This is a genomic window from Flavisphingomonas formosensis (assembly GCF_009755815.1).
Taxonomy (GTDB): Bacteria; Pseudomonadota; Alphaproteobacteria; order Sphingomonadales; family Sphingomonadaceae; genus Flavisphingomonas; species Flavisphingomonas formosensis.
Genome location: NZ_WRPK01000009.1, coordinates 133,825 through 158,171 on the forward strand (window position 1 = coordinate 133,825; position 24,347 = coordinate 158,171).

Consider the following 24,347-nt stretch of genomic DNA (forward strand, 5'->3'; position numbering starts at 1 on the left):
GGGAGGAAATCGACCATGAACAGGCCCCAATTCCGGCTCTTGCTGCTATCCGGCATTGCAATGATCAGTGTGCAACCCGGCCGGGCACAGGCACAGGATCCGAACACCGCGGCTGCCGTACGCGGAAGTGACGAAATCCTAGTGACGGCGCGGCGCAAGGAAGAAGACATTCAGTCAGTCCCCGTCGCCATTGTCGCGTTCGGTCAGGAAGCGATTGCCAACCGCATGATCCGGTCGGAATCGGACCTGCAGCGCGTCGTACCGGGCCTCACCATCCGCGAGACCGAGGGGTCCAATCAAATCGCCTACTCGATCCGTGGCCAGACCATCGACGCCTTCACCGGATCGGCGCTGGCTGTTGTTCCCTATATCAACGAAGTGCAGGCCAACGGCAACGCCGCATCGAACTTCTACGATCTCGGTTCCATCCAGGCGCTCAAGGGGCCGCAGGGTACTTTGTTTGGCCGCAATTCGACCGGTGGTGCTGTACTCGCCACGACGGCGAGGCCGGTCAATGACAATCTCGGCAGCGTCAGCTTGTCCTATGGCAACTATAATTATCTGGATGCCAAGGCTATGGCAAACATTGTTCTGGTGGATGACCAGGTGCTTCTGCGTCTCGCCGGCAACTATACATTTCGTGACGGCTATCAGCGTAATGTGTTCAACGACGGTCACAACCTCAATCCGCGCCTCGGCAAGACCGACCGTGGCAGCGGTCGTATTTCGCTGCTGCTGAAACCGACCGAGAACATCACCAATACGACCGTTGTTGAATACACGCGCACCGGTGGGAATTCGACTTCTGTGGTTCCGTGGTCGGTTAACCTGCCAGGATCGACTGATGCCGTCACCGGCTTGCCGCTGGCAACCAGCGCCGCGTTCCTTTACAGTCCCTTGCTCGACCTCGTCGCCGGTCCTGGAGCCTGGAATGCTTACCTGGCCGCTCACCCCGGCGCCAATCCGGGCGGTTATGCAGCCGTCGTTGCAAGGCAGAAACAGCTAGGTCCCTGGGCAGTCGACGTAACCGACCAGCATGGCAAGATGTTCTTTCATGGCACAAATCATTATCTGGTCAATACCACAGCCATCGATGTTGCCGACCATATGACCGTTAAAAATATTTTTGGATGGACTAGATCGCGTTCGCACTACAATATTAGCGAGCAGGGAGCACCTTACTTCGTTCAATGTACATGCAATCCTGCTGATAATGATTATGGTAATCTGGAAAAAACCGAGGCATTTTCGGATGAATTGCAGCTTCAAGGTAAGGCGCTGAATGGCAATCTGGATTACATCTTTGGCGCTTTTTACTACCACAGTAAGTCTCTGACCCACTGGCCACAGACCTATTTCGATCTGACGCCTGTCTTCCCGCCTTCCGTCGGATTCGCGGCTAGTTTCCAGACAAAGGACGAATCGAAGGCCTTATACAGTCAAATTACCTACGACTTGGGTGGAGCTGGCCTGACGGGATTGAGCCTTACGGGTGGCTTCCGCTACACTTGGGAAAAAATTATCCTTAACCAGTTGCCGGATAGTAACGGATTCAACGTTCCCGGCACGGTCAATTCTCTGACGCAGAAGGGCAACAAGCCGAGTTGGACCGTCGGGCTCGATTACAAGCCGAACTCGAACCTGCTGCTCTACGCCGTCACTCGTGGCAGCTGGCGCAGCGGCGGCGTCAACGGCGTCGCGCCGATGCGCCCTTTTACTGCTTCGGGCGGCGGCGCACTGTTCAACCCCGAAACTGCAAAGGATGTCGAACTCGGTATCAAGTGGCATGGTGACGTGGTCGGCAGTCGAGCCCACTTCAACGTGGCGGCTTACAAGGAGTGGGTCAAGAACGTACAGCGCGCCGAATTTCCAATCGTCGACTTTGGCGACGGCAACGGCCCTCACTCCATCGCCGTGACCATCAACGTGCCCGAGGCGCAGATCAAGGGATTTGAAGTTGATGCTGGCATTCAGCCGGCCAACTGGATCGAACTTGGCGGCAATCTCGCGTTGACCGATGCAAAGTACACCAAGAATCGCGCGTCGATTTTCGGCAATCTCTTCGTGTTCAATCCCTATGCGGATACACCGAAATGGGCCGGCACCGTCTACGGGGTGATCCACCTGCCGGTCCCCGACGCCGCAGGCGAGCTCAAGCTACGCGGCGAGGTCTACGCCCAGACCGGCCAGTATTTCAGCAACAATGATGGCAGCATAACGCCCGGCACCAGACTTCCCGGCTATGCATTGGTGAACATGCGTCTCGACTGGACCAAGATAGCCGGATCGGGCATTTCGGCGGGCGTCTTTGCCACCAATCTGACGAACAAGGCCTATTATGTTGGTGGCCTTTCGCAGGGTGCCTCTCTCGGTGAAAGCGCGGCGGCGCCGGGCCGGCCGCGTATGTACGGGATCGAGCTGAAGGCGGATTTCTGATCGGAAACATACCCACCAAAACTAAGGGGCTGCCGCCACCCTCGCGACGGCCCTGTTCTATCACCCTATGTGTTTAGTCCCAGCACGTGGTGCGGCTTGATGATAAAGACCCGCGGCTTTGATTTCGAGAGTCAATGCACGGGCGCTGGACTGGCTACTCGTCCTGCAGTCCGTGATCTCCATGAGCGTGGCGAGCTTGTCATGCTTCCGATCGGAGCCGCTTGTTCGTATCGATGAATCTCAGCTCAGGCGATGATTCATCGCAGCCTGCGTCATCCGGCCTGAACGGACACCTGATAGCAGCATAGGTCTTCATCTTGGGAGATTTGCCGTTGGCTAGGCTGGAGGGGAAGACCGCGTTCGTAACGGGCGCGGCGCGCGGGCAGGGTGCGGCGACAACGCAATTATTCTTGCGGGAAGGCGCCAACGTCGTGATCGCGGACATATTAGCGGAGGAGGGGCAAGCGCTCGCCGACACACTTGGCGAGAAAGCCTGCTTCTGTTTACTTGATGTTCGGGACGAAGATGCCTGGCTTCGCGCCATATCTGCAGCGGAAGCACGATTTGGCCCAATCGATATCCTCGTCAACAATGCCGCTGCGACCTTCTATGGCGCAATTGAGGAAACTGCCAAGACCGATCTTGAGAGGCTGCTGTCGATCAATCTCATCGGCGCCTTCCTGGGCATGAAGGCGGTCATTCCGGGTATGAAGGCGCGGCGATCAGGATCGATTGTCAATATTTCTTCGGTCAACGGGTTGCGAGGTACTGCGGGCATGGGAGCATATGATGCCACCAAATGGGGCGTCCGCGGGATCAGCAAGACCGCTGCGCTGGAACTTGCCGCATGGAAAATCCGGGTGAATTCGATCCATCCGGGCGCGATCGATACTCCGATGCTGAATCCTGACGGCTCCCTCGATTCGGCTCAAATGGCACGCGACTATGCCATCGCCTTCGGTCGGGTGGGCCAGCCTGAAGAGGTAGCGCAAGCAAGCCTCTTTCTCGCGAGCGACGAAGCTTCATACATCAGCGGTGCCGAGCTTGCGGTGGATGGTGCATGGACCGCGGGGCTGCTCGTAAATTCGCAATCGCTGGGACACGTCCAATAAGCATGAAGCGGAGTGCACTTCATCATGGGACTGTTGGACGGTAAGGTAGCCTACATCTCGGGCGGCGCATCTGGGCTCGGCGCCGCGATGGTGGCGCGTTTCGCGCAGGAAGGCGCCAAGGTCATGTTCGGCGACATCGACGCTCAATCGGGAGCGGCGGTGGCGCAAGCCACGGCAAGCCGATTCGTCCTGCACAACGTGACCGATGAGCAGCAATGGATCGACGTCATCGCCGATTTGGTCGCGGCGCATGGCCGGCTGGACGTTCTGGTCAACAATGCCGGCATTCTCGGCACCGGTGCCTTGGAGACGATCGATCTCGCGGCTTGGAACCGATTGTTCGCGGTCAATGTGACCGGCGTCATGCTCGGTTGCAAGCATGGCGGCACGGCGATGCAGCGCAATCCGGGCGGTGCGAGCGGATCGATCATCAACATCTCTTCCAACGCCGGGATTCTCGCGACCGCAGGCGACTGCGGATACTCGGCTACCAAGGGCGCGGTGCGGCTGATGACCAAATCGATCGCAGTCGATTTCGCCCGGCGCGGCCTCGCGATCCGTTGCAACTCCATCCACCCGGGCCCGACCGAGACCCCTATTTTCAAGCCGTGGCAGACCGATCAGGCGGCGGCCGATGCCCTGCATCGGTCTTTGATGGAGATGGTGCCGATGGGACGGCTCGGCCGGCCCGAGGAGGTCGCCGCCATGGCGGCATTCCTCGCCAGCGACGAGGCGAGCTTCTCGACCGGATCCGAGTTCGTCGTCGACGGCGGCGGTACCTCGGCACTGGCAGGCATGTAGCCGATTTGCCTCTGGGTGCGACGCGACGATGCTGTGACCCGCTTCCGAGCGGATCGCGGGAGATGGCGGATGTCGCCGGTCAAAGGCCGATGCTAGTCCGCATCGAACGAAGGAGACGAACGAAAATGGCCATATTGCAGGACAAGGTCTGCGTGATCACCGGCGGAGCCGGCAGCATCGGGCTCGCAACGGCGCGGCTGTTCCTCGCCGAGGGTGCTCGGGTCCTGATCGTCGACTTGAAGGAGGAGGCGCTGGCCGAGGCGGCGCAGGCGCTTGGCTCTGAGAATCTTGCAACGCAGGCCGCGGATGTCGGCGATGCCGGTCAGACCCAGGCTTATGTCGACGCCGCGGTGTCGCGATGGGGAGGGGTCGACGTGCTGTTCTGCAATGCTGGCAATGCCGGGCCGATCGGCGGGATCGAGCAATATCCGGAAGATGCGATGGACACGGTCTATCGCGTCCACGTGCGTGGGAGCTTCCTCGGCTGCAAGCATGCCCTGCCGCATATGAGTGCGGGCGGCAGCATCATCATCACCTCAAGCGTCGCCGGCCTCGGCGGCAGCCCCGGCGTCTACGCCTATGCGACAGCGAAGCACGCGCAGATCGGGCTGATGCGTTCGCTGGCCAAGGAGGTCGCAAGCCGCGGCATACGCGTCAACACGCTTCACCCGGGCCCCGTGGATAACGCCTTCCAGACCGGCATCGAGAAGGACTTCGGCGTGCTGATAGGCGGCGGCGACGCCACGGCGCTGATGAACTCGATGATCCCGATGGGACGTCACGGCCGCGCCGACGAGATCGCGCAATCCGCGCTGTATCTTGCCTCACCGATGAGCAGCTTCACCACAGGTAGCTTGCTGATCGTGGACGGAGGTTTCACAGCCTGATGCTCCGGTTGTCTCGAGCGGAAGGCGGTTTTCTCCATGCAGGCGGATGGCTGTCGATCGAGCCGGTCGCGGATGGCATGCGCAGACTTCTTCCCTAATCCGTTCGGTAATGCAGGCGGGATCGATCGAGTCGCAGTGCTGCCCCAATGAGGAAAGGATTTCCTGATGGCCAAGCTCATCTTCTTTCTGAAGCGCAAGCAGGGGATCACGCCCGAACAGTTTCGGGAGCATTATGAAAACAGCCATGCCCGTTTTGCGCAAAAATATGTCGGCCATCTGCTCACCGGCTATCATCGCAACTATCCGACATTCGCTGCGCTTGACCCCAGCAATGTTCCAGAGGGCAGTAGCCCGACGCCTTACGATATCGGTTACGACGCGATCACGGAAATGCGCGTGAAGGATATGGCTGCCGTCGAGGAAATCGGACGGATCTTCAACGATCCGGCCATCCAGCCGATCTTGAAAGAAGACGAGAGGAAGTTTCTAGACGATAGTGCAACGGTGATGATCGTTTGCGACGAGGTGGATACCGGCGTCGCCTTTACGAAAGAGCCCGAACCGGCTCTTCCCTGAGGCTCCCGGAGATTTGATGACCGGCTCTATCACCGAGCCGGACCATGCGCTGGAGCTGATTTCCGTGCCCGAGAGCCTCGACGAGGCATCGGTCTTGTGCCGGGGCGGACTTTTTCTGTTGATGACCGCCCACCAGGTCGCTTTGGTCCGACGTGAGTGCCTCGACCGTCCTACCTGCCATCCACTCGGCTCGTCTGCCGTGCCTGCGCCGTGCAATGATCGCTCCGGTGTCCAACAGCAAGGGGTGTGAAAATATGGGGCGGCCCGTCAGCTTCGTTGAGACGCCTCTCCTGAGGTTCGCTTATCATGTGACAGGCTCCCCGTCTGGTCGTCCTGTCGTCCTGCTCCATGGCTTCCCCTACGATGCGCGCAGTTATGGCGAGGTGAGCCCGCTGCTGGCGGCGGATGGCTTTCAGGTGATCGTGCCTTATCTGCGCGGCTATGGCGAAACGACATTTCTCCATGCCGCGACGTTCCGCTCAGGCGAACAGGCTGCATTAGGCCAGGATCTCCTCGATCTCGTCGGGCGACTGGGGCTGGAGCGTCCGATCGTGGGTGGCTATGTCCTGCCAAGTACCGGACCCGTGGGCTTGACGCGACGCTGGCGCCTCGCAGGAATTCGACCCGCTGCGCTCGCCGGCCAGCGTGCCTCGAAGCTATGGTATTTGAAAACATGGCGGCGGCGGAGTTGTCGACGATGATGTCTCCCGACGATCTTGGGGCGATGATGGGTGCGGAACTCGGGCCGTCAGCCTGGCGTCAGATCAGTCAGGCCGACATCGACCGCTTCGCTGATATGACGGCCGACAAAAACTGGATCCATGTGGATGTCGAGCGGGCGACCCGGGAGATCGGTGGCACGATCGCGCATGGGTTCCTGATCGTGTCCCTGCTTCCCGCGATGTTGCTTGAGCTGGTGGAATTGAGCGGGCATGTGGTGAATTACGGCCTCGACGGGATTCGCTTCGTATCGCCCGTTTCCGCCGGCTCGAGCATCCGGCTGCGCGCGAAGATGCTTTCGCCCAGGGAACATTCGAAGGGGTGGATGATCGGCTTCGGCTGCACCATCGAGGTTGATGGTGCCCCGCGTCCGGCCTTGATCGCGGATTGGTGGATGCTCGAGCTTGCCTGACGCCGCCGACTGCGGCTCCGTTGATCTCGTAAGCTTTGACCGGATCCATGCCGGGCGGCAGCCCACGCGGCAGTTTTGTCGATGGTGATCCTCGGAAAGATCTGACCTGCTTTACCATGCGAGGATCGAAGCGGGTGAGCAGATCCTCCATCGCCCGTGATCTGCTCAGCACGGCGAGGAAGCGCGCCCTTCCGGCTGCGCTCAGATGCCACGGTGCCGCATCAGATCTTTCCATCCAGCTTTTGCTGCCCCATGTCGGCAACCGAGACGACCGTCGGCACACAACCGGTGAAATCCAGGCGACTGAAAGATCGTCGGTGGTCGCGAACCATGTGCGGTGTACCGCACCGGTACCGGAACTCAGGTTCGGGGCCGCTTACCAACGTCCGCTTTCGCCATACCCACGGTTAGAAGCCGATAATCAACTGACGGCACAATCCTTGCCAAAAGCAATCCCGTTTGAAATGTCAAGCGAACTGGGGATCTGCCCCCTCCTGTTGCCTCATCGAAGATTGTTACCGAGCTTAGGCGGTCATGAGATGCGCGATATCTTCACCCGCTGCAGCGGGTGAAGATATCGCGGCACTTTTCATCCATTCCCCGCCGAGAATGATCTGCCCGATAATTTCGGCGCGCCATGCCTTCACAGCCTTTTGCGCCAGTCGCTCGTTCTTCTTCGTGAAGCGTGACGGATCCGCACTCATCAGCCGCTGCAAAATCTCCGCTGCCGACATTGCTGGATCGGCCTCCAACCACGCCCGGATCTGTGCCTCGAATGGATCGAGCATGCTCGGCCTTTTGGGGATAGGCTTGACCCGTCGATAAGGACGCCGATGTGTCGGCCTCGTCTCACCTGCCTGCCAGGCTGTCTCCAGATTTGCCGCAAAGCGCTGCAAGTCGACGGTGACAGGTCGTCTGGCTTGGCATTCAGCCCGCGGCGATCAACTCGCTTCCCCAGATCGTCCTGCGCTGCCCGGATACCTGCGAACAGCATCACGGGATCGGCCGTTTCCAGCACCCGGTTAAGTCGCGCCTTGGTCCACCGCGGTTACCTCGGGATGAGCCAGAACGCGTGCGGCCGGCGGCACCGGTGGATGATAACGCTTGAGATGCGCGCGCCGATCCGGGTTTTCTCCAGCAGCTTGAACGAGGGTTGGAACAAATTGCCGTGGAGCCGCACTGCATCGTACAGGCGCGTCAATGCCGCCGTCGCCTCCGCGCCGACGAACCTGCCGTAGCCCACCAAACGCCGGACAATGGCCCCATTCTTCTGCTCGAGCGGCCCGGCCCGATGTCAATCTGCGTCCCTCCCTCGCTCCGCTGCGAAGCGCTGGTCGATGGCAGTGGCAGCCTGTTCCTGCGAATCTGGCGCTTCGTGCCCGGCAGTGTCACCTCGCCGCTCACATTTGGGGGAAGCTCGACCGCAAGCGTTAATTCATCGCCGTCAAAGCGCCAGTCCGTCTTGATCAGACCGGCCGCCGAAAGATAATCCGCATTCGCCATGCCAAGCTCCCATTAGCAGAGCCAGCATGCACTACAACTTACTTCAGTTCCAGGTGACTAGGAGCCGGGGCGCCGGTCGGGTCTGATGACGCCGAGCAATCCACTATTGCCAAGCTGTCGAAGCTGCCCTGCAGGCGCGGGCGCGGCTGGATCAACAAGCGGTGTAGCTACCTCTGCCTGCGGTCACCTAGCCGGGATCAAGCTGCTGCAGATCCCGACGGCAGTGCGACCTTAGGAGCGTCCATCGCCCGTCTCCTTGGCTCTACCACCATCGCGCCATTCTGCGGTCATCTCGGCGTTCTCGAAGGGACGGATCATCATTAGCACCCCGCTCCAATCACGGCCGTCAAGCCGTGCCGACTGTTCCTGGCCGGCGATAAGCAGAATGTCGTCGCGCAGCCCTTCAAACAGCGCTTGCACTCGCGCTCGCCCGGATGGGGTGAGGCGCACCATGTTCGACACATACAGCGCATCGGGCGAGCCAAAATTCTGCGAGAAGAGAAGCGGCTTCACCGTCCGCTCAAACGCAACAGCCAATGGCCCACCGCGTCGCCAAGCGACCGAACGACGCAATTTTGCGCGGAGCATTCCCGATCGCGTCGTTTCAATCAGGCCGAGCCGTTCCAGGCGCCGAAGGTTGGCCATGAGCCGTTCGGTGGGGAAGCCGAAATCGTTTTCGAGATCGTCGCGTTGCGCGCCCTGCAGTATTGCAAAAAAAGTAAGCGCAAGGCCGCGATCGGCCGCTAGAACGCGCTCCTGAGACAGCGTGAAGCTCTCACGCGGCGCATCATCCCGCGCGACGAGGTCGCGCATGTCCACACCTACTGCGGCGCAGAGCCGGTCCAGCCTGTCGAGCGTCAAGCCTTGCCCGCGTAGCCAGCGCCGGACAGTCGGTTCTGCCACACCAAGCCGGGTTACGAGATCGCTGACCCGGATACCGCGACCTTTCAGTTCACGCCTGAGGGCTTCCATGATCGTCGCGACCGCGGGGCCATGCTTTTGCGGCATTTTCTTCTCCCAGATCACTAACTGATTAAAATCGATCATCGTATGATCGCATAACATAAGACCGGGCTGTCACCGAAACGGCCGACCGCTAATCGATAGCGAACAGTCGATCGCCACAGGATGAGGAAGCATGGCAACCACGGCAGAATATAGGCTCGGCGAGTTCACCTTCCCGCGGGGCTGGTTCATGGTGACCCCTGCGAGCGAGGTCGGAAGCGGGCCGACACCGCTCCGCATGTTCGGCCGCGACCTCGTCATCTATCGCGGCGAATCCGGCCGCGCGGTGCTGCTCGACGCCTATTGCCCGCACATGCAGGCACATCTCGCGGCGGAGCAGACCTCCGGCGCTGCGGCCAACCGGATCGAGGGGGATTCGATCCGCTGCCCCTATCATGCCTGGCGTTTCGGATCGGACGGGCGCTGCGACCATGTACCCTATTTCAAAGGGCCGCTGCCACCTGCGGCGAAGGTGCGGTCCTATCCGGTCGAAGAGCGGTTCGGCTGTGTCTTCGCCTGGCACGATCCGGAGGAAGGCGCGCCGGATTATGCGCTGCCCGCGCTGCCCGAGTGGGACGACCCTTATTGGGTGCGCTGCACGTTCGACGATCTCGGGACCATTCCCGTGCATCCGCAGGAGATCGTCGACAATATCGGCGACGCCCGCCACTTCGGGCCGATCCACGGTCAGATCATGGCCTATTTCGACAATATCTTCGACGGCGTCACTGCGCGGCAACGCTCCGGCGGCGGCCATGAGACGATGACCACGAGCGAGGACGGCATCCTCGAAAGCGACGCGACCTATACCGGGCCGGGGATCCTGATCGCGCGCTACAGCGGCGAGACCGATGCGGTGCAGATCATCCTGCACACGCCCAAGGAGGATGGCGTCACACAGATCTGGCACGGCCTGATCACGCGCGGCCAGTCGGTGCCGCACAGCGAGGCCGACCTGGCGATGAACAAGTCCTATCATGATCTCGGCCTCGCCGCCTTCGCGCAGGATTTTGCGATCTGGCGCACCAAGGGGCCGGCGATCCATATCCTGCGCCTGCCGACCGACGGACCCTTCCCGCGCTCGCGCGCTTGGTATCGCCAGTTTTACAATCCGCGGGCGCAGGCGGCGGAGTATCAGGCGCGAGCCAACGGCGTCCATTACACCAGCGGCGTAGCCGGAGCGCCCGATCTTCATGCAGCCGAATAGAAAGTGACCTGAGAGGAGTTGTCGAGTGATTGAACGTGATTTCCCGGAGGGCGCAGTTGCGCTGTTCGGCGGTAGCGGGGGCATCGGCAGGGGTGTCGCAGTCGACTTCGCGCGCGCGGGCGTCGATGTCGCTATCTTCTACCGTTCGAAGCGGGACGTAGCCGAGGAAGCCGCTGCCGAGATCATAGCGCTTGGCCGCAAGGCGACGATCCACCAAGCAGATGTGCGCGAACTCGCCCAGGTGGAAGCCGGCTTTGCTGACGCGATCGCGGCGCACAGCCGCATTCATACTCTCGTTTGGGGCGCGGGTCCGGTGGTGCAGCAGCTTCAAATCGCGAGTTGGACGCCCGATTTGTTTCGCACATCGATCGAGATCGAGGCGTTCGGCTTTTACAACGCCGCACGAACTGCAATCCCGCATTTCCGCTCGCACGGCGGTGGCTCCTTTGTTCATCTGGGCTCGGCGGGGCACGACTGGTGGCCGCATCTCGACGGCCTCTCGGTGGCGCCCAAGGCGGTCAACGAAGCATTGATCAAAGGAATTGCGAAAGAGGAGGGCGTGCACGAGATCCGCGCCAACTCCGTGCTGGTGGGTGTCATCGATGCCGGTCAATTCAAGATCGGACAGGAAGAAGGCTATTTCGACGAGGCTTGGGAAGCCGCAGTGAAGGCGATGCTGCCCATCAAGCGGTGGGGGAAGGCAGCGGACATCGGACGTGCGTGTGTCTATCTCGCATCGAACGACGCCAACTATATCACAGGCCAGACCATTTCGGTTGCAGGAGGCTTCGGTGTCTGAGTCGCCGACACTGTGCCCACGTCCCCTGCCCGACGATGAGGTGATCAATCAGGCCGTACTGCGGCGTTTGGTCGACGCATATGGTCATGCGGTGGATCGGCGGGACTACGCACTGCTGCGCACGCTCTACCACGACGACGGCATCGATGATCATAGTCCTTACTTCGTAGGCGCCGCGTCCGACTACATCGACTGGCTGCCTTCGATGATGGCGAACTGGTCGGCGACATCGCATGTCATGCTGAGCACCCTGTTCTTGATCGACGGTGACCAGGCGGAAGGCATCGTAAATGCCCGCGCCTGGCATCTCACCACCGATCACAAACGCGAGTTCATAGCCTGGGGACGCTATGCAGACCGCTATGAGCGCCGGGACGGCGCGTGGCGTTTCGCGCACCGTTTCTTCGTGCTCGATTCCATCGAGGATCGCAGTGTGGGAGCCGTTGATGACTTCGGCTCGACCGGTGTGGCGATCGGCGCGGCCGGAGCAGATGATCCTACATACGGTCGATTGCACATGTTCGCCGCGGACCGTGCAGCCCGCGAAACATGAACTGCACCGAGTTCAGCACATAAGCAACAACAGGAAGAGCGATTGAAAGTGCTAGACACACCCACCGAGGCCGAAATATCGACCAGCGATTTTGAAGAGGGCGTCCAAAACATTCGGCAGTTTGGATATACGGTGCATCGAAACTTCCTGTCGTCGGATCTTCGCGAAGCGCTGTGGGACCGACTTGACGAGCAGGCGCGGATGGAGCGCCATCATGGCCTCGCCGAGCTTTCTGAAGAAGGCCATGCCGGCAACGACGCCTTTATCGGAGCGGCCGACGAAGCAAGACCGCCGGCCTATCAGAAGGTCAGCTTCCTACCGAACAAGGGCAGAGTGTTCCGTGATTTGATGCTTCACCCTGTCGCGCTGACCTATTGCGAGCGGATGTTCGAAGGACAGCCCTTCGTGCTTAGCTCGCAAACCGGAATGATCCTGCGTACGGGTGGTGCGCGTCAGGTGCTTCACGTCGATCAGCAGCCGGTCCCCTTTCGAACACCATTTCCGATCTTGATAAACGTCATGAGCTGTCTCAGCGACTATGAGCCGGATATGGGATCGACAAGGATCATCCCCGGCAGTCACAACCTGAGCTCACCCGATTTTACAAAGCCCTACGACACGTTAGTGGACAGCAGTGGCGGCGAGTTGCACGCGGTGCGGGCGGAAGCCGGGTCAGCGGTCATCTGGGAAAGTCGCACCTGGCACTCCCAATGGTTCTCACAATCGCAGGCGCAGCGTCGTTCGATCGCAACCGTCTACTGCGTGCACTTCTACAGACCACAGGACAATTATCCTGCATTGGTGCACGACGAAGTGTATCCCAAGCTCACCGACGATGAAAAGCGAATGATGGGCTTCGACGCATATGGTTCGGCATATGGCCGATTTGAACCGCGCTCACGCTACGATCCGCGGGGCAACGTTAACTTTCACAGACGCTTTACTCCGGAAATGCATAGAGGTGCTTGATCCTTTCCAGGGGCGCCGGGAGGGCGGCAAGTTTGCGCCGGGACTATGCGTTCGCCGAGACGGCGTTCGTTTCGCGGGCGGCGGTTAGGATGCGCGGCTATATCGCGAACGTCGCCTCGATCGGGGCGCTCGGGATGATGCCGACACAGGCACCCTATAGGCCGGCACCTCGACGCCGCGTTCGATGTATTTGCAGACGGTCTTGGGATCGCGGCCCGTCCGCCGAGCGATCGCCGCCACCGACAGCCCCTGCCGGTGCAACTCCAGTATCATCATGGCTTCTCCAAGTCGGATCATCGGCACCGCCTCCCGTGGGAGGTCTGCGCGCCGATTTTGGCGTTGCCCAATGAGCCGGGGTTAACCCCGGCTCATTGGGCAACCAGCTCCAACAATCAGGGAATTTTCAAAGCCCACTTTCGCGGAGAATTACACGCCCAATGACAGAAGGCATGGTGGTGAAGCCGCTCTGATCTGATCCCGGAAAACTGGATCGCTTGGAGTTAGAGTTTTTCGCCGTAAACTCCCTTGGCTGGGAGGAGCGAAGAACGATGAAGGCATCCAGATTCTCAGACGCCCAGAAGACGTTTATTCTGAAGCAGGGAGCGGACGGCGTTCCCGTCGCGGACATCTACCGCAAGGCAGGGATCAGCCAGGCGACCTACTTCAACTGGAAGAAGAAATACGACGGCATGCTGCCACCGGAGATGCGCCGGTTGAAGCAGCTCGAGGACGAGAATTCCAAGCTGCGCAAGCTCGTGGCGGACCTGTCGCTCGACAAGGAGATGCTGCAGGATGTCATCCGCCGAAAGTTGTGAGGCCTGCTCGTAAACGCGAGCTGGTGAACGGGGTTCGCAGTGACTGGGGCGTGTCGATCCGCCGGGCTTGCCGGGTTCTGGAGATGGACACCTCGACCTACCACTACAAATCCCGCCGCCGCGAGCAGGCCGGCATTGAAGCCCGCATCCGCGAGATCTGCGAGACGCGCGTCCGCTACGGGTATCGCCGCGTCCACGTTCTTCTCCGCCGTGAAGGTTGGGAGATCAACATGAAGCGAACGCATAGGATTTACAACGAGTTGGGTCTCCAGCTCCGCAACAAGACGCCCAAGCGCAGGGTGAAGGCAAAGCTGAGGGAAGACCGCTGCGCGGCCTCCCGTGTGAATGATGTTTGGGCCATGGACTTCGTCCATGACCAGCTGGCGACGGGTCGGAAGATCCGCGTACTGACGGTGGTCGACACGTTCTCGCGGTTCTCACCGGCGCTGGATCCGCGCTTCAGTTACCGCGGCGAAGATGTCGTCCAGACCCTCCAGGCGACCTGTGCCGTGGTCGGCTATCCGAAGACGATCCGGGTCGACCAGGGCTCCGAGTTCATCAGCCGGGACTTGGACCTGTGGGCGTACGCGAACGACGTCACTCTGGACTTCTCTCGGCCCGGCAAGCCGACGGACAATGCCTACATCGAAGCGTTCAACGGGCGCTTCCGGTCCGAGTGCCTGAACACCCACTGGTTCCTGACGCTTGCAGATGCCCGCGAAAAGTTGGAGGAGTGGCGCAGATACTACAACGAGGATCGGCCGCACGGTGCCATCGGCAACAAGCCCCCGATCACGCTCATGAATCCCGGTGACGCACCCAGCCCGTCACCGTGAACCTGGCCGGGAAACTCTAACCCCGGGTGGTCCAGACAATGGTATCGGATCAGCCAGGCGGAAAACTCTAGAGCCGGGCGATCCAAAGTTGGGTAGCAGTGCATATCAGGCCGGACTCTAATCACTCTTGGAGGAAAATCAGGGGGTCACGTCAGTCGGGCGCGAATGCCAGGATCGCGCCGGCGGTGACCGGACCGACGCCCGGCACGCCACAGAGGCGGCGCATGTCCTCGCTGACCCGCGACGTGTCGCGAAGTCCGCGCGTCAGATCATCGATCTTCTGGGTAAGCAACTCGATCTGCTCGAGAAAGAGCCGGACGATATCCGTCACGCTGGTGGGCACCGTGTCGCCTGCCTCGGCGAGCGTACCGGTCACGGCTTTAAGATGTGCTGGGCCTTGCGGAAAGACCAGGCCGAACTCCGCCAGATGGCCACGCAATGCGTTGATCAGCTGCGTGCGCTGCCGGACGAAACATTGATGGGTTCGGAACGACACGGCCCTTGCCTGATGCTCGGCGCTCTTCACCGCCACGTAGTGAATGTTCGGACGCAGAGCCGCCTCGGCGATCGCCGCCGCGCCGGCTGCGTCGTTCTTCTGCCGCTTGACGAACGGCTTCACATAGATCGGCGGGATCAACCTCACGTCATGTCCGTGACTCTGGGCACATCGGCCCCAGAAGTGACTCGTGGCGCAGGCTTCCATCGCCACGATGCATGGTTGCTGCGTGCCGAGCAGCTGTTCGAGCTTCGCTCGTGAAACCGTCCGGTTGAATAGAACCGCCCCGCCCGGATCTGTCGCGCACACCTGAAAGCTGCGCTTTGCCAGGTCGATCGCAAGGATATGAACGTCTGCCATATGCCATCTCCTTCCACGGCGCCAAAATGGCCCTGGTCGGCATCTTACGACGCCTCCGAAGGGGGCATCCACGGCATCAGTTCAGTGGGTGGGTTTGGCTTTGGTTCGAGTGGTCATGTTCTGCTCCTTTGGTGGTCCGCCGCGAGACCATCTCGCGGCTTAGTGAGGAGTATGAGAAGGCAGGCCACCGAGCCGAGGGTCACACCCCGCGTTGCGCCCGGAGGGAGCGGAGCTGCACAAGCCCGACCTGGCGGGCGCTGGGTTTACCCTTGGCGGGCCTGCCTTAGACGCTCATCCACGAGAAGCCGTGATGGTCTTGCAAAGGGCACCGGCAGGGCATGGCCATGCAAACCCAAGCCCCCATCCACCCTATCCCCGATGCATCCGTATCGGCGATGGTTCATGACCCCTGATATGGCAACGGAGCTATAGTCGACGCATGCAACAGACAAAGGAGGCATCCGCCATGGCGCGGCATGCGGTCGCATTGATGCGGGAAGCGTTGGATTTGCTGGACGCGGCAGAGGCGACGGAGGTCGCCTGCCATCTCAGCTTGGCGCTGGATATCGCCGAAGAGCAGGGACTGGGCGGCGATTCGTCGGAGTCACCAGCTAGGCACAATCTGAAGGATTGAAGGGCTTGCCACGCCACCTTCGGATGCCCCTCTGCGCCATTAGAAATTGACAAACTTTGCCAAAACGGTATCCTACTGCAGAGGTAGGAGTTTCGAATGGCGACGATGAACATCTCTTTGCCCGACCCCATGAAGCTGTGGGTAGAGGGGCAAGCGGAGACCGGCCGATACAGTAACGCCAGTGATTATGTGCGTGACCTGATCCGGCGCGATCAGGAGCGTGCCACAAAAATCGCATCCATGCAGGCCCTTATCGATGAGGGACGGGCCAGCGGGATCAGCACGCGTAGCGTTGATGCGATCTTTGCTGATGCCGTGGCACGCTCGCAGGGGAATTGATGCCTTCCTTCAAACTGTCGGGTAAAGCAGAGCGCGACCTTGAAGCGATTGCAGTCTACACGGTCGAAACATTCGGGATCGAGCAAGCCCTTGCCTATCGCGATGGGCTGATCCGCAGCTTCGAGTTCCTGGTGGAGAACCCGAGGTCAGTGCGGTTGCGTCGTGAGTTGACACCGCCGGTGCGCGCGCACCGATTTCAATCCCATCTCATTTTTTACGATATGCTGTCCGACGGCGGCATTCTCATCCTGCGCGTCCGCCATGGGCGAGAGGATTGGCTGAACGACATGGAAGAATAAGCGCGCATGGCTGCGCGAATCCGTTAGCGGCGATGGCCGCGCCCCCCTTCGGGTCGTCTGATGGCCACCATGCCTCCGGTTCCTCCGGCATTTCGCGAAGCGGCGGACCAGCCGTGCGGTTTCCCTATCGCCGCTCGGCGCATGCACCAGCCCCTGTTCAGGGGCGTTTCGGCGCATGCTGAGATGGTACGGGCGGTCGGACTCGAACCGACAAATTCTTGCGAATGGCGGATTTTGAATCCGCTGCGTCTACCAGTTCCGCCACGCCCCCGTTCGGCTAACCCTATAGCGTCTCCGATTGAACCTGCAACAAGGAAGGCGTGGATTATGCACGATTTCAAAGTTTTCGGCTAGGCTTTTGGGTTTCGCTGTTGTTTTAATTTAGGCTTGCGGACATTAACGGCAGAAGCGTCGATCTTATTATTAAGATGCCTGCCCGTAGAACTTTTCTATCATCTCGACACTGGTTCGGCAATTCGTGGCCACTTGGTAGATGTCAGCACCCTCAAGCAGGCGCATGCAGATATAGGTGTGGCGCAGACTGTAGCAGGTGCGAATGTGGTTATCCCGGTCGAACTTGAGATTCAGTTCGTCCAGCACCGTGTTCATCAGGTCTCGCGGCGTCTTTCCAAAAATACGCCCGTGGGCATCAGATTCTTGCGCTTGCGGATGCGCTCGAACGGCATCACCGCACCGGGCATGGATTTGCAATAGCCGACGCCGCGCTTGCCGCGCATCTCGATCTCAAGGATGCGCTCTCCGGTCGCCTCGTCTTTCACGATCTGCACATCACGCAATTCGAGCCGGGCTGACTCGTCTGGCCGCAAGCCGGTATTCCCCATAAAGAGCACGTAGTCGTGGAAATTCTCGCATTCCGCCTTCCAGCGGGGCTTGGGCGGATTCCGCGCCCGCTTGCGCGTATGCTCATAGAGCGTCTTGTATTCGTCAGGCGAGAACCAGGCCCGATGTTCCACCTTCCCAGACGACTTGTACGGAGCCGTCATGTCGGGGAGCGCGTCGATCCAACCCTTGCGGTTCGCCGTTTTGAGGACCTGCCGCAACGTCACCGTCTCACCGTGCAATGCCGCTCGCGCGGGCTTCTTCGCTTTGCCGGTCTTGGGGTCGATCCGGGAGGTCTGCCGGTGAACGCGATACTCCTGCACCTTACCAGCCGAAATATCGCTTATGGGGGTATCCGCTCCGAAGAAAGGAAGCAGAGGCACGTCGATATGCATGAACTTCTGCGCGACGTACTCGGCGTTGCGCTCGCCGTGCGTGATAATCTCATATTCGAGTCTGAAGGCATCGCAAGCATCAGCGAAGGTCGGCCCAGGGGAAGCTTTAGAGCGTCGCCGTCGAGCCGGCTCGGGCGCGACGGTGGAACAAACTGAACCGGTTGCACGGCTTGAACGGGTCCATCCAGCAGCGGCGAGACACGTCCTCGCCGCCGGTTCCGTTCTTCAACCAGCCGTTCGAGATACCATTGCTTGGCGAACTCCACCGCCAGCGAGAGGTTCGTTTCCTTCGTCGTCTCGCGGTGATTACGGCTGCCGAGATAAGTTGAGCACTGCCAAAAACGGCTTCCCTCCCGTCGATAGACGTGGAGCTTGCCGTCTGCCGGCACCGAGATCGCCTGGGGGCGCCTGGACGGTCTCGAGGCGTTCTGCATCGAGCACGGCCTTGCCTTCGCGGTGGTGCGATGCCTGCCAGGCGCGTGGGAGGCCAAGCGCCTCGTGTTCGACGGCGCTGGAGAACCGCGCTTCTACACAGCGACGACAAACGACGTCCTCGTCATAACCGCACCCGAAGCCCGCTCCCTTGGCTCCTTTATGGCTTTCGAAGCCTCGGGTCGCCGCCGGCGAGCGCACTCTACCACCATTCAAGTCATGGCGACGTCGTCCTGACAGAAGCACGGGCTGCCAATTTCCTCGCATTCTCGTCGAGAAGCACGCGGGCGAAGATAGACGTTTATATACCTATGGGATATGAGATATCCCAAGGAGGATATCTCATGGCGCTCTATGTCAAGGATGTCGAGGTGGACCGTCTCGCCGAACGGGTGGCGTCTCTTCATGGCGTGAGCAAGACCGAGGCCGTTCGTCGCGCCCTCCTTCATGAACTCGAGCGCGAAGGCGCGCAGAGCAGTTTCGTAGAACGGGGCATGCACTTTGCTCAGACGTTGCGCGCGCGCGCGGTTCCGGGCGGACAACCCGCGGACAAAAGCTCTATCGACGGACTCTACGGCGAAGAATGATGTTCATCGACGCTTCCGCTTTGACCGCGATCCTGACCAGCGAGGAAGATGGCCCCGAACTGCTCGCGCGCATGCAGAAGAGAGGGAAACGGATCAGCTCGGCGCTCGCGGTTTGGAAACGACCCTAGCGGTCGCGCGCGTGTTGGGCCTCCCAATCCTCGAGGCTGCGAAAGCCGTCGAAGAATTTCTCATTCTTGCAGAAATCGCGATCATTCCTGTGGAGCCCGCAGCGCGGCACCTCGCCATCCAAGCCTATGACACTTATGGAAAGTCGCGGCATCCGGCGGCTTTGAATTTCGGTGACTGTTTCGCTTATGCCTTTGCACGCCACGCCGGCGTGCCGCTCCTGTACAAGGGAGATGATTTTCCCAAGACGGACATCGAGACCGCTTGAACTGTACCCGCCGCCACCGATCCTGCGTGAACTGCGAGCCTGCACGACCTCGAGCGCCGCGTAGGCGCCATCTTCAAGCGCCTATGACGGCGAGGATCCTTTCAGAATAGCGTGGATCGGACGATTTGAACTCCGAACAGACGCGCACCTCTTCGGGCATGGTGAAAATGTTCCGCAATGTGCGGACGGCAAATGTCTTGAGCCCGACATCTGCTGGTTTGATGCCACCATGTTCGACGACGAATGCATCGACGAAAATCTCTCCATGTTGCTCGTAAAGGATATGAGGCGCCAGAATGATCGGTCGCGTTGATAGCTTGCGCGAACACAGAGATGATGGGAAATCCCACGATGGACGACATCGATCGGCGGCGCCCCTCCGGCTAGCCTTTCGCCATTCCGTGATCTGAGTTTGCCGCGAGAGCTCCTCAACTATTAATCGCAGTTTCTGACGAAAGTTGCCGATCAACCAACGCAAAGCGGTTAGTCACCATTAAACCGAACTCAAAAGGAGGCTGGTCTCGCTATTGTCCACTCCGTCGATCATTCTGACTTCTCGAAGTGTCCTATCGAAATCCGTCAGACTTCCCGCGCGTATCTCGGCAACCAAGTCCCAGCTGCCATTGGTCGTGTGAAGCATGTGCACCTCCGGTATACCTCTCAACCGGCGGATCACCTGAGTCGTCGACTTGCCTCTCACCTCGATCAGCATCACCGCCCGAACGGTGCGATCGTCATAGTCGTCGCGGATGCGCGCGGTGAATCCCATCACGGTGCCGGTCGCGAGTAGTCGTTCAAGGCGCGTCTGTACGGTTCCTCTCGCGACGTCGAGGGCGGCGGCGATGGTCGATACCGGCGCGCGGCCATCGATGCGGAGGTGGGCGATGATACGACGGTCGAGATCGTCGGGGATGAACTTCGCCTTCTTGAGCGCTTTGTCGATTTGATCAGTCATGCTGAACATATTGCGCAAAAACTGCCGGCTTGCCCAGTGCCTCTGCATATGGCGGCTGTTCTGATGTCAGCATAGCCTAGCAGCGTTTCCCCCGGAAAGGATCGACCATGCCGCCGTCCGCCTCCCCTCTCGCACTTGTGCCGTTTGTCAGCGTCGAAAACATGATGCGGCTGGTTCACCATATCGGCGTCGAGCAGGTGCTAGCGGAACTGACGGACGAGATCGAGGCGGATTACGGACGCTGGGCCTTGTTCGAAAAGGCACCGCGGCTGGCGTCACATTCCGTCCAGGGCGTGATCGAGCTGATGCCGACGACTGACGGTACGCTGTACAGCTTCAAATATGTCAACGGGCATCCGAGTAATGCCGCGCGCGGCTGTCAGACCGTCGCCGCCTTCGGCATGCTCGCGAGAGTCGATACCGGTTATCCGCTGTTGCTGACGGAAATGACCTTGCTGACCGCACTACGCACCGCCGCCACGTCCGCGATGGTCGCGCGGCGGCTTGCGCCTGCGGGCGCGACGGTGATGGCGATCATAGGCAACGGCGCCCAAGCGGAATTCCAGGCGCTTGCCATGAAGGCGGTGGTCGGCATCACGGAGGTGCGGCTCTACGATATCGACCCGGCGGCAACCGCCAAGGCCGAGCGAAATCTCGGGGCGAGCGGACTTCGGATCGTCACCTGCACCACCGCCCAAGCGGCGGTCGAAGGCGTGCACATCATCACGACCTGCACCGCTGACAAATCCTATGCGACGATCCTGACAGACAACATGGTCGGCGCGGGCATCCACATCAACGCGATCGGCGGCGATTGTCCTGGCAAGACCGAACTGCATCGCGACATATTGACGCGTGCGACCACGTTCGTGGAGTTCGAACCCCAGACGCGGCTCGAGGGCGAGATCCAGCAGATGGACGGCGCCTATCCCGTCACCGAATTCTGGCGGGTTCTGGCTGGGGAGATGCCGGGTCGGCGCGACGCGCGGCAGATCACCTTATTCGACAGCGTCGGTTTCGCGACGGAGGATTTCTCGGCGTTGCGCTATGTTCTCGGCCGGATCGAAGGCAGCCAGTTCTACCAGCTGATCGATATGCTGGCTGACCCGGACGATCCCCGCGACCTGTTCGGGATGCTGCAGCGCGCCGCCTGACGCGGCATGGTCCGACGATGTCAGAGCGCAGATCGATGGCGCGCGCGGCGAACCTCACCGATCGACCCTTGAGCTGGAGCCGTTGGCTAGGTAGGCTCCGCGGATGACGCCGCCATGGCAGGCGGCCCGGGCGGAGTATCAGTGTCTCACGGGCTCGAGTTGATCTACACCAAGGTGGCGCCGCCGGTCTGGCTGGGCAACCAAATTCGGCGCGATCGGCTGCTGGATCGGCTGGACGTGGCGCTCGACCGACGGTTGACCGTGATCCACGCACCGGCCGGATACGGCAAGACCAGCCTCCTGTCGCAATGGCGCCAGCGGTTCTCCGACAGCAAGACGCGTGTCTTATGGGTGACGCTGGACAGCGACGACGGCGACGTCAGCCGCCTTGGCCAATATGTCGCCCTCGCGATCGACGGCGGCGACAGCCGATTGCATGAGCTGGAAGCCGGCCGCGACGCCCCGCCACGCGCGATCCTGTCGGCCATCATCAACGCGCTGCGCCGCGACGAGCGACGGGTGGTGCTCATCCTCGATGACCTTCATCGCGCCGAAAATCCGCAGGTCAGTGAATTCCTGAAGGCGCTAATTCGCCTGGCGCCGGCCAATAGTCATTTCGTTGTGGCGACCCGGGATTATCCAAGGCTCGACCAGGCAATCCTCGCCGCCGAGGATCAGCTGCTGGAACTATCCACCGACGACCTGAGGTTCTCCAATCCGGAAGCGGAAGCCATGCTGGCGCGTACCGGCGAGGTCGCCCTCGGCGGCGAGGATGTGCGCGCGATCATGGAGCGGACGGAGGGCTGGCCGATTGCGCTCCAGCTCACGTATGTTTCGCTCAGGCGCGGGATCGATCGCAGCCAGATCATCGGGCGGGTGACGGGAGCCACGCCCGATCTTGCCCGGTATCTGTCGGAACAGGTGCTGATGACCCTGCCGGCCGAGAGCCAGGCTTTGGTGATCCGCACCGCGCTGCTCGATCGCCTGACTGGCGATACGGTCAACCTGCTATGCGATCGCCAGGACGGTTGGGTGGTCCTCGAGCGGCTCGAACAGCAGGGCGTCCTGCTGGTGCCCGCCGCCGATCGCCAATCCTACCGCTATCACCAGCTTTTCGCCGACTATCTGCGGGAGCGGCTGGCGCGCAGCGATCCCACGCTGTTCCGCGCATTGCACCGGCGTGCCGCGGAATGGTTCGGCCGGCGGGGCGAGCCCGTCGACGCGCTCAACCACGCGATCATGTCTGAGGATGAGGAACTGATCGCGTTGGTGCTGGAGATGGCAGGGGGTTGGCGTCTGATACCGGCGGGCTTGCAGGTGATCGTCGAACGCAGTCTTGCACGAATTTCGTCCCACATCGTGCAAGCCAGGCCCCGCCTGCTGCTCGTCTATGTGTATCTCCAGATGAAGCGCGGCGAACTGGGGCGGGCTCGCAGCGATTTCAACCGCTTTTCTGATGCCGAGATTGATCGCGAATTGCCGCCAGATCTGCGCTCCGAGATCATGGTCGTAGGCGAGACACTTGCCGACTACGAGAATGCGCCGGTCGATTTCGATGATCTGCTGGCGCGCGAAGCTTTGCTCCGGACTCTGCCGGCCGACGATCACTTGGTGATCGGCAATATCAGCGAAACGCTGGGCGCCAAGTATCTGGAAGGAGGCTGGCTGGAGCGCGCTTTAGAACCCACCTTGTCCGCGCGAAACCACTACCAGGCGATCGGATCGCTCTATAGCGACGTCTTCACGCGCTTTGTCGAGTCCCGGATCAAGCGCGCGCAGGGCCGGCACAAGGAGGCAATGGCGATCCTGGAGGTAACAGCGGCACTGATCCGGGACGGCTTCGGCGACCGTTCGGATCTGGCCGCCAATTGCGCCGCCTTCCAGGCCGAATTGCTGTATGAACAGGGCGATATCGGCGAAGCGCTCGAGCTGCTCGACTGGGCGTTGCCGCATATGGAACGTTCGGACGGCTGGGTCGACGTGCACACCGCCGCTTACTGCACGGCCATGCGGGCGGCCGCGGCTGTCGGCGCCGTGGATGATGTAGCGGCGCTTGCGGCGCGGGGCTGCCAGCTCGCCCGCCAACGCGGCTTCGAACAGCTGGAGTTGCTCACGCAATTGTGTGCGCTGGAAGTAGCAATCGAGCAGGAGCCCGATGGCGGGGAGGCGGTTCAGCTGTCGGCGCCACTCGATCTGCTGGCGGACGAAATGGCGCTGGAGTCGCCGCGCTACCGTCCGGTCGCAGTGGCGGCGGCGCTGTGTCGCGCGCGCCTGAACCTTGTTCGCAAACCGACTGCAGCGATCCCCGAACTCGAGGCGTTGCGGCAATGGGCCAGCAGGCATGGCGCCGGGCGGCTGTTGATAGACGTCGGCATTTTGCTGGCCGCGGCTTACCGGGCGATCGGAGAACGCATACCCGCGCGCGCAGCTTTCGACGAAGCTATCGGTGTCGCGATGTACCAGGGAGTGCAGCAGCCGTTCCTCGATGCTGCTTTGTTCGTCCCGCCGCTGCTCGCCGACGCCCTGACGGCGGAGCCGAGTATCAATCGCTTGCGCGATCGCTTCCTTCAATCGCTACGTAAGGGCGTGAGCGAACGACATAACAAGGTTCAGCGTCCAGGATTGCTGAACGAGGTGGAAGTCGCGATCATCGACCATCTCAGTCGCGGCTGCTCGAACAAGGAGATTGCGCGCCTGATCGGCATGTCGCCCGACACGGTCAAATATCATCTGAAATCCGTGTTTCGTAAGATTGGTGTGAGCCGAAGGCAGGACGCGGTCAGGGTTTCCAGCGAACGCGGACTGATCGCGCCGACGGTCTGAAGACGGAC

At 60.8% G+C, this 24,347-nt stretch carries 28 protein-coding genes, 1 tRNA gene and 1 pseudogene; 21 read left to right on the forward strand and 9 right to left on the reverse strand.

Features of this window, described 5'->3' with window-relative positions; genetic code table 11:
• Positions 1–15 precede the first annotated feature (15 nt).
• From GQY20_RS22685 to GQY20_RS22715, 7 genes are all read left to right on the forward strand, one after another.
• Positions 16–2,436, forward strand: a complete 2,421-nt coding sequence (locus tag GQY20_RS22685; RefSeq protein ID WP_157219438.1) for a TonB-dependent receptor — start codon at positions 16–18, stop codon at positions 2,434–2,436.
• Between the two features lie 332 nt (positions 2,437–2,768).
• Positions 2,769–3,548, forward strand: a complete 780-nt coding sequence (locus GQY20_RS22690) for an SDR family NAD(P)-dependent oxidoreductase (protein WP_157219439.1) — start codon at positions 2,769–2,771, stop codon at positions 3,546–3,548.
• A gap of 24 nt (positions 3,549–3,572) precedes the next feature.
• Positions 3,573–4,349: an SDR family oxidoreductase gene (locus GQY20_RS22695; RefSeq protein ID WP_157219440.1), complete on the forward strand. Its 777-nt coding sequence runs from the start codon at positions 3,573–3,575 to the stop codon at positions 4,347–4,349.
• A 125-nt stretch (positions 4,350–4,474) separates the two neighbouring features.
• On the forward strand, positions 4,475–5,236 hold the full coding sequence (locus tag GQY20_RS22700; RefSeq protein ID WP_157219441.1) for an SDR family NAD(P)-dependent oxidoreductase: 762 nt from the start codon (positions 4,475–4,477) through the stop codon (positions 5,234–5,236).
• Between the two features lie 165 nt (positions 5,237–5,401).
• Positions 5,402–5,812, forward strand: coding sequence for an EthD domain-containing protein (locus GQY20_RS22705; protein ID WP_157219442.1), 411 nt, complete (start codon positions 5,402–5,404; stop codon positions 5,810–5,812).
• Positions 5,813–6,039: 227 nt separating this feature from the next.
• On the forward strand, positions 6,040–6,513 hold the full coding sequence (locus tag GQY20_RS32240; RefSeq protein WP_198351131.1) for an alpha/beta fold hydrolase: 474 nt from the start codon (positions 6,040–6,042) through the stop codon (positions 6,511–6,513).
• Complete coding sequence (locus tag GQY20_RS22715; protein ID WP_198351132.1) at positions 6,486–6,944, forward strand: MaoC family dehydratase; 459 nt, start codon at positions 6,486–6,488, stop codon at positions 6,942–6,944. Before GQY20_RS32240 ends, GQY20_RS22715 begins: the two co-directional genes overlap by 28 nt.
• 524 nt (positions 6,945–7,468) lie before the next feature.
• Here GQY20_RS22715 and GQY20_RS32245 read toward each other — a convergent pair.
• The 3 genes from GQY20_RS32245 to GQY20_RS22725 form a co-directional block, all read right to left on the reverse strand.
• Positions 7,469–7,732: a hypothetical protein gene (locus GQY20_RS32245; protein WP_198351133.1), complete on the reverse strand. Its 264-nt coding sequence runs from the start codon at positions 7,730–7,732 to the stop codon at positions 7,469–7,471.
• A 409-nt stretch (positions 7,733–8,141) separates the two neighbouring features.
• Entirely contained in the window at positions 8,142–8,447 is a 306-nt protein-coding gene (locus GQY20_RS33090; protein ID WP_198351134.1) for an alpha-L-rhamnosidase C-terminal domain-containing protein, read from the reverse strand.
• A 231-nt stretch (positions 8,448–8,678) separates the two neighbouring features.
• Positions 8,679–9,494 carry a helix-turn-helix domain-containing protein gene (locus GQY20_RS22725; RefSeq protein ID WP_157219443.1) on the reverse strand — a complete coding sequence of 272 codons (816 nt, stop codon included), beginning with the start codon at positions 9,492–9,494 and terminating at the stop codon, positions 8,679–8,681.
• Positions 9,495–9,585: 91 nt separating this feature from the next.
• On the opposite strand from GQY20_RS22725, the gene GQY20_RS22730 reads away from it, so the two are divergent.
• From GQY20_RS22730 to GQY20_RS22745, 4 genes are read left to right on the forward strand one after another with little or no spacing between them, the layout of a single operon-like run.
• Positions 9,586–10,659 carry a Rieske 2Fe-2S domain-containing protein gene (locus GQY20_RS22730; RefSeq protein ID WP_157219444.1) on the forward strand — a complete coding sequence of 358 codons (1,074 nt, stop codon included), beginning with the start codon at positions 9,586–9,588 and terminating at the stop codon, positions 10,657–10,659.
• Positions 10,660–10,684: 25 nt separating this feature from the next.
• The gene (locus GQY20_RS22735) at positions 10,685–11,458 is read left to right on the forward strand and encodes an SDR family NAD(P)-dependent oxidoreductase (protein WP_157219445.1); all 774 of its coding nucleotides are present in this window, start codon (positions 10,685–10,687) and stop codon (positions 11,456–11,458) included.
• Positions 11,451–12,011 carry a nuclear transport factor 2 family protein gene (locus GQY20_RS22740; RefSeq protein ID WP_232476202.1) on the forward strand — a complete coding sequence of 187 codons (561 nt, stop codon included), beginning with the start codon at positions 11,451–11,453 and terminating at the stop codon, positions 12,009–12,011. The genes GQY20_RS22735 and GQY20_RS22740 overlap by 8 nt, the downstream gene beginning before the upstream one ends.
• 48 nt (positions 12,012–12,059) lie before the next feature.
• Positions 12,060–12,980 (forward strand): phytanoyl-CoA dioxygenase family protein, encoded by a 921-nt coding sequence (locus GQY20_RS22745; RefSeq protein WP_232476215.1) that lies wholly within the window; start codon positions 12,060–12,062, stop codon positions 12,978–12,980.
• Positions 12,981–13,100: 120 nt separating this feature from the next.
• Here the strand turns inward: GQY20_RS22745 and GQY20_RS22750 are convergent.
• A pseudogene (locus tag GQY20_RS22750) lies at positions 13,101–13,277 on the reverse strand (helix-turn-helix domain-containing protein); the annotation flags it as partial.
• A 251-nt stretch (positions 13,278–13,528) separates the two neighbouring features.
• Here GQY20_RS22750 and GQY20_RS22755 point away from each other — a divergent pair.
• Positions 13,529–14,631 (forward strand): IS3 family transposase gene (locus GQY20_RS22755; protein ID WP_157219447.1). Its coding sequence is split into 2 segments (ribosomal slippage): positions 13,529–13,790 and positions 13,790–14,631, totalling 1,104 coding nucleotides; the frame shifts between segments, so codons are not numbered across the junction.
• A gap of 151 nt (positions 14,632–14,782) precedes the next feature.
• Here GQY20_RS22755 and GQY20_RS22760 read toward each other — a convergent pair.
• Positions 14,783–15,487: an IS110 family RNA-guided transposase gene (locus tag GQY20_RS22760; protein WP_198351135.1), complete on the reverse strand. Its 705-nt coding sequence runs from the start codon at positions 15,485–15,487 to the stop codon at positions 14,783–14,785.
• A gap of 466 nt (positions 15,488–15,953) precedes the next feature.
• Between GQY20_RS22760 and GQY20_RS22765 the strand changes: the two genes are divergently transcribed.
• The 3 genes from GQY20_RS22765 to GQY20_RS22775 all read left to right on the forward strand — a co-directional run bounded on the left by GQY20_RS22765 (position 15,954) and on the right by GQY20_RS22775 (position 16,759).
• On the forward strand, positions 15,954–16,121 hold the full coding sequence (locus tag GQY20_RS22765) for a hypothetical protein (protein ID WP_157219448.1): 168 nt from the start codon (positions 15,954–15,956) through the stop codon (positions 16,119–16,121).
• A 96-nt stretch (positions 16,122–16,217) separates the two neighbouring features.
• Positions 16,218–16,460: a type II toxin-antitoxin system ParD family antitoxin gene (locus GQY20_RS22770; protein WP_157219449.1), complete on the forward strand. Its 243-nt coding sequence runs from the start codon at positions 16,218–16,220 to the stop codon at positions 16,458–16,460.
• Positions 16,460–16,759, forward strand: a complete 300-nt coding sequence (locus GQY20_RS22775; protein WP_157219450.1) for a type II toxin-antitoxin system RelE/ParE family toxin — start codon at positions 16,460–16,462, stop codon at positions 16,757–16,759. The genes GQY20_RS22770 and GQY20_RS22775 overlap by 1 nt, the downstream gene beginning before the upstream one ends.
• Before the next feature lie 184 nt (positions 16,760–16,943).
• Here the strand turns inward: GQY20_RS22775 and GQY20_RS22780 are convergent.
• From GQY20_RS22780 to GQY20_RS32260, 3 genes are all read right to left on the reverse strand, one after another.
• A tRNA-Leu gene (locus GQY20_RS22780) sits at positions 16,944–17,030 on the reverse strand.
• A gap of 152 nt (positions 17,031–17,182) precedes the next feature.
• The gene (locus GQY20_RS32255; protein ID WP_198351136.1) at positions 17,183–17,368 is read right to left on the reverse strand and encodes a hypothetical protein; all 186 of its coding nucleotides are present in this window, start codon (positions 17,366–17,368) and stop codon (positions 17,183–17,185) included.
• Positions 17,368–17,994 carry a hypothetical protein gene (locus GQY20_RS32260; RefSeq protein WP_198351137.1) on the reverse strand — a complete coding sequence of 209 codons (627 nt, stop codon included), beginning with the start codon at positions 17,992–17,994 and terminating at the stop codon, positions 17,368–17,370. Before GQY20_RS32260 ends, GQY20_RS32255 begins: the two co-directional genes overlap by 1 nt.
• A gap of 372 nt (positions 17,995–18,366) precedes the next feature.
• Here GQY20_RS32260 and GQY20_RS32265 point away from each other — a divergent pair, with 372 nt between their 5' ends.
• From GQY20_RS32265 to GQY20_RS22795, 4 genes are all read left to right on the forward strand, one after another.
• Positions 18,367–18,663: a hypothetical protein gene (locus GQY20_RS32265; RefSeq protein WP_198351138.1), complete on the forward strand. Its 297-nt coding sequence runs from the start codon at positions 18,367–18,369 to the stop codon at positions 18,661–18,663.
• 107 nt (positions 18,664–18,770) lie between these two features.
• Positions 18,771–19,013 (forward strand): type II toxin-antitoxin system VapB family antitoxin, encoded by a 243-nt coding sequence (locus GQY20_RS22790; protein WP_157219451.1) that lies wholly within the window; start codon positions 18,771–18,773, stop codon positions 19,011–19,013.
• Entirely contained in the window at positions 19,013–19,141 is a 129-nt protein-coding gene (locus GQY20_RS32270) for a type II toxin-antitoxin system VapC family toxin (protein WP_198351139.1), read from the forward strand. The genes GQY20_RS22790 and GQY20_RS32270 overlap by 1 nt, the downstream gene beginning before the upstream one ends.
• The gene (locus GQY20_RS22795) at positions 19,126–19,407 is read left to right on the forward strand and encodes a type II toxin-antitoxin system VapC family toxin (protein WP_198351140.1); all 282 of its coding nucleotides are present in this window, start codon (positions 19,126–19,128) and stop codon (positions 19,405–19,407) included. The genes GQY20_RS32270 and GQY20_RS22795 overlap by 16 nt, the downstream gene beginning before the upstream one ends.
• A 493-nt stretch (positions 19,408–19,900) precedes the next feature.
• Here the strand turns inward: GQY20_RS22795 and GQY20_RS22800 are convergent, their stop codons facing one another.
• The gene (locus GQY20_RS22800) at positions 19,901–20,410 is read right to left on the reverse strand and encodes an Lrp/AsnC family transcriptional regulator (protein ID WP_232476203.1); all 510 of its coding nucleotides are present in this window, start codon (positions 20,408–20,410) and stop codon (positions 19,901–19,903) included.
• A gap of 59 nt (positions 20,411–20,469) precedes the next feature.
• On the opposite strand from GQY20_RS22800, the gene GQY20_RS22805 reads away from it, so the two are divergent.
• Entirely contained in the window at positions 20,470–21,516 is a 1,047-nt protein-coding gene (locus tag GQY20_RS22805) for an ornithine cyclodeaminase (protein WP_157219452.1), read from the forward strand.
• A 174-nt stretch (positions 21,517–21,690) separates the two neighbouring features.
• Complete coding sequence (locus GQY20_RS22810) at positions 21,691–24,339, forward strand: helix-turn-helix transcriptional regulator (protein WP_198351141.1); 2,649 nt, start codon at positions 21,691–21,693, stop codon at positions 24,337–24,339.
• Positions 24,340–24,347: the final 8 nt, after the last annotated feature.